Source organism: Leptolyngbya cf. ectocarpi LEGE 11479, assembly GCF_015207065.1.
Taxonomy (GTDB): Bacteria; Cyanobacteriota; Cyanobacteriia; order Phormidesmidales; family Phormidesmidaceae; genus Leptothoe; species Leptothoe ectocarpi.
This window is the reverse complement of record NZ_JADEXP010000464.1, coordinates 1-4,138: the sequence shown is the minus strand read 5'-3', so window position 1 is coordinate 4,138 and position 4,138 is coordinate 1. Positions and strand designations below refer to the sequence as shown.

Here is a 4,138-nt window from a genome sequence, read left to right as displayed (position 1 = left end):
TACCATTGACGCGATTAAAAAAATCAGTGAAACGCTTCCTGGTGCTCACTTTATGTTGGGCGTTTCCAATGTCTCTTTTGGTCTCAATCCAGCCGCCCGCATTACGCTCAACTCCATGTTTCTCCATGAAGCGACGCAGGTGGGGATGGACGGAGCGATTGTCTCTGCGGCCAAGATCCTGCCTCTAATCAAAATTGAGCCCGATCATCAAAAGATCTGTAGAGACCTGATCTATGACAATCGAGAGTTTGATGGCGAGATCTGTACCTACGACCCTCTGGGTAAATTAACCACGCTCTTTGAAGGAGTTACCACCAAAGATGCCCGTTCGTCAGCCTCTCTGGCCGATCTGCCTATCGAAGAACGACTAAAGCAGCACATCATTGACGGGGAACGCATCGGCTTAGATGAAGCGCTACAGGTGGCTCTAGACACTCCTTATGAGCCCCTGCAAATTATCAACACCTTCCTGCTAGACGGCATGAAAGTTGTCGGAGAACTGTTTGGCTCTGGTCAAATGCAGCTGCCCTTTGTACTACAGTCCGCCCAAACTATGAAAGCAGCCGTGGCGTTCTTGGAGCCGCTGATGGAAAAAGAAGACGGTCAGGACGATTCTGGTAAGGGTAAGTTTCTGATCGCGACTGTAAAAGGCGACGTCCATGACATCGGTAAAAACCTGGTGGATATTATTCTCACCAATAATGGCTACAAGGTGATTAATCTAGGCATTAAACAAACCATTGATGCCATTGTTACCGCCTACGAAGAACATCAGCCTGACTGTATTGCTATGAGCGGACTACTGGTGAAATCCACCGCTTTTATGAAAGACAATCTAGCAGTCTTCAACGAAAAAGGTATTTCTGTGCCAGTCATTTTGGGCGGCGCGGCGCTTACACCTAAGTTTGTGTACGGCGACTGCCAGGATGTCTACAACGGTCAGGTGATCTATGGTAAAGATGCCTTTGCAGATCTCACATTTATGGATCGGCTGATGCCGGCTAAAAAAGAAGAGAGCTGGCAGGACAGTGAAGGCTTTGTCGGTGACTATGCCCAGTACAACCAAAAAGGACGGCGTGCGATCGCCCAGGCTGAGGCCGAGCTTAACGGTGGTGCTAAGAAGGAAAAGAAAAAAGAGCCTGAAGTGATTGATACCAATCGCTCTGAGGCGGTAGATGTGGCTATTTCTCGACCCACGCCACCGTTCTGGGGGACAAAAGTGCTCAATCCTGAAGACTTTGATATGGACGAACTGTATTGGCATCTGGACCTGCAGGCTCTATTTGTCGGCCAGTGGCAGTTTCGTAAGCCCAAGGCGCAGTCTCGTGAGGAATATGATGTGTTTCTGCAGGAGACGGTGCATCCTATCCTGGCCGAATGGAAACAAAAAATTAAGGCTGAGAATCTCTTGCATCCGCAACTGGTCTATGGGTATTTTCCCTGCGTAGCTGAGGGTAATTCTGTACACGTATATGCTCCCTCGGTGATTGACCAGGGGCTGACGCCTGAGGATGCTAAGCCATCATTCACCTGGGAGTTTCCGCGACAAAAATCGATGCGGCGTCTGTGTATTGCTGACTTTTTCTTACCCAAAGAACAGAATCAGTTCGATGTTTTTCCCATGCAAGCGGTAACCGTGGGACAGGTTTCAGCGGACTATGCCCGTCAGCTGTTTGCTGAGGATAAGTATACTGACTACCTTTATTTTCACGGGTTAGCGGTGCAAATGGCTGAGGCGATGGCAGAATGGTGCCATGCGCTAATTCGTAAGGAATTGGGCTACGGCGATCTCGATCCTGACAACATCCGCGACATGCTGGCCCAGCGCTATCAGGGCAGTCGCTACAGCTTTGGCTACCCGGCCTGTCCTAACGTGGCAGACCAGGCTAAGCAGCTAGAGATTTTGGGCACTGACCGCATTGGCATGACTATGGATGAGAGTGAGCAGCTTTATCCTGAGGAGTCAACAACGGCGATTATCACGTATCACCCCACCGCCAAGTATTTCAGCGCATAGTAGGGTGGGCACCGCCCACCTTCTTCGGTAATCCGTTGGAGGCCAAAAACAATGACCAGCCACCGCGTCCCTATTCTCAAGCCGGATCAGTCTTACACCTTCGGCAGCTACTTTAAGATGAGGTTTCCCGTAGCCGAGATTTTGCAGGAGCTAGGGGTGACTTTTGAGGTATCTCCCATTGAGTTTGAGCAAACCTCTCAAGAGTTAATGCCCGTGGCTGAGGGACTCAAAGCACGGTTAGAAAATCGCCGACAGCGGGTACGGTTAACCAGTGAAGCCGCTCGGCGGGAGGTATTAATTGCCCCCGTGCTGCTAGAGGTGGCTGATATTACTCAGGCGATTGTCAATATTGAGTACCCCGTAGAGGTGAATCAGTTTCTCAGCGGCGATCTAGATTATTTGCTAGAAGCGAAACATCGAGTGTTGGTGGTCGAGGCCAAACAGGCAGATTTGACCCGTGGGTTTACTCAGCTGGCAACTGAGCTGATCGCTCTGGATCAGTGGGTAGAGCTGAGCGATCCGATTTTGTACGGGGCGATTACAACAGGAGATATTTGGCAGTTTGGTAGTTTTTTACGGGCTGAGAAGCGAATTATTCAGGATACTATGCTTTATAGGGTGCCTACGGATTTGTCTCAGTTAATGCAAATTCTAGTCGAAATTTTGCAGGCTGATTAACCGCAAGAGACAATTTATGTGGATAAGCTGACTATCGGAGATACTGACACAGAGGTCATCAGACGCTCACTCATCCGTTGGTTGTAGCGGGTCATGAGCTTGGCAATAGTCGGCTGTAATCATGATGACTGGCTGGCTGAGTCTAAATCTTGCCCGATGACAATGCGATGACCGTCAATCGTGCGTAGGCCAAATTCTCGCATATCCCAGGGTTCATCCCGCAGTGGTTTGATGATTTCTGTATTGTGAGCAATGACTTTGTTGTATTCAGCATCGGCATCATTGACGACAAAGTAAGCGAAGTAGGAATGATCGCCCAGGTCCTGTGGTGGGATGGCATCGGGACATTCTCCCGCCATAATGCGACAGCGATCGCGAACATACATACGCCAGCCAGGATCGCCTATATCTTCGATGGTGAAGCTCAGCACGTCCCGATAGAAGGCGGCTGAGACTTCAAGATTGGGAACAGCTAGAACATGGAATGTGCGCTGAATCATGGGTGTTTTGGTAGAGATGCTACAAAGCCTCGGGATACGCTTTGATGATAGCCAGAAATTTGGTTTGACGCGTGAGCTTACTCAGCTAGCGGCTGAGCTGATTGCTCTGGCTTGGTGAGTAGAGCTAAGCGATCTGATTTTCTGTGGGGCAATTAACAATGTGCTTACTGTGCAACTTGCACCCAGCCGGAGTCTAGGTGCATCCTTACGGTTCTGCTGGCTAATAAAAAAATCCTAGATTTTCCGAATATACCCACTAAAGCTTGTTGATATAGATAAAGTCGTCTAACTTTTATTGAAATAGACCGTGAACTGCTGGCTAGTCAGTAAATTTCTCGGCTACAGTCAACTTAGTTTCTGATTTCTTCGTTAAACCAGGCTATGTCATCTCCCAATGCTATTTTTATTTCCTATCGCCGCAGTGACAGCGAAGATATCACTGGCCGTATTTATGATCGCCTCAGGGCGCATTTTGCGCAGGAGCTGATTTTTAGGGACTTAGACTCAATCCCATTAGGAGATAACTTTCAGGAAGTTTTGCAGCAGTCAGTCAATAGCAGTCAGGTTGTAATTGCTGTGATCGGCCCGACATGGCTAGAGGTGCTTAAACAGCGCCTGCAGAGCCCAAATGTGGACTGGGTCCGTGTGGAAATTGCTAGGGCGCTGGAACGGCAGGAAATTCCGGTGATTCCTTTGTTGGTGGGGCGGGCCAATATGCCAGGGGCTGATGAGTTGCCAGATGATCTCAAAGGACTCAATCCCCGCAATGCGGCGACCGCTAGACCAGATCCAGATTTTCACCATGATGTGGATCGGTTGATTAAAAGGCTAGAGGAAATTTTAGGAAAACCTCAAGCAGCGGATGAGCCGTTAGTTGAGACGCGAGTATTGTCTACTTTGGATCAGATGAAGCTGAATGCGTTAGAGAATCGTAAGGCAATAC

At 49.0% G+C, this 4,138-nt stretch carries 4 protein-coding genes; 3 read left to right on the top strand and 1 reads right to left on the bottom strand.

What is annotated here, in order from left to right; genetic code table 11:
• Window positions 1–2,017 (top strand): vitamin B12 dependent-methionine synthase activation domain-containing protein (locus IQ260_RS28390; RefSeq protein ID WP_193996428.1); only part of this gene is annotated, 2,017 nt, incomplete at its 5' end.
• Window positions 2,018–2,068: 51 nt separating this feature from the next.
• Window positions 2,069–2,695, top strand: coding sequence for a hypothetical protein (locus tag IQ260_RS28385; RefSeq protein WP_193996427.1), 627 nt, complete (start codon window positions 2,069–2,071; stop codon window positions 2,693–2,695).
• Window positions 2,696–2,814: 119 nt separating this feature from the next.
• Here the strand turns inward: IQ260_RS28385 and IQ260_RS28380 are convergent, their stop codons facing one another.
• Window positions 2,815–3,195: a VOC family protein gene (locus tag IQ260_RS28380; RefSeq protein WP_193996426.1), complete on the bottom strand. Its 381-nt coding sequence runs from the start codon at window positions 3,193–3,195 to the stop codon at window positions 2,815–2,817.
• Between the two features lie 381 nt (window positions 3,196–3,576).
• Between IQ260_RS28380 and IQ260_RS28375 the strand changes: the two genes are divergently transcribed.
• A partial coding sequence (locus tag IQ260_RS28375) for a toll/interleukin-1 receptor domain-containing protein (protein ID WP_193996425.1) occupies window positions 3,577–4,138 on the top strand: 562 nt, incomplete at its 3' end.

Excerpts from the sequence above, each read along its gene's own strand:
- IQ260_RS28385 (WP_193996427.1), top strand. The coding sequence starts at position 2,069 with ATGACCAGCCACCGCGTCCCTATTCTCAAGCCGGATCAGTCTTACACC.
- IQ260_RS28380 (WP_193996426.1), bottom strand. The coding sequence starts at position 3,195 with ATGATTCAGCGCACATTCCATGTTCTAGCTGTTCCCAATCTTGAAGTC.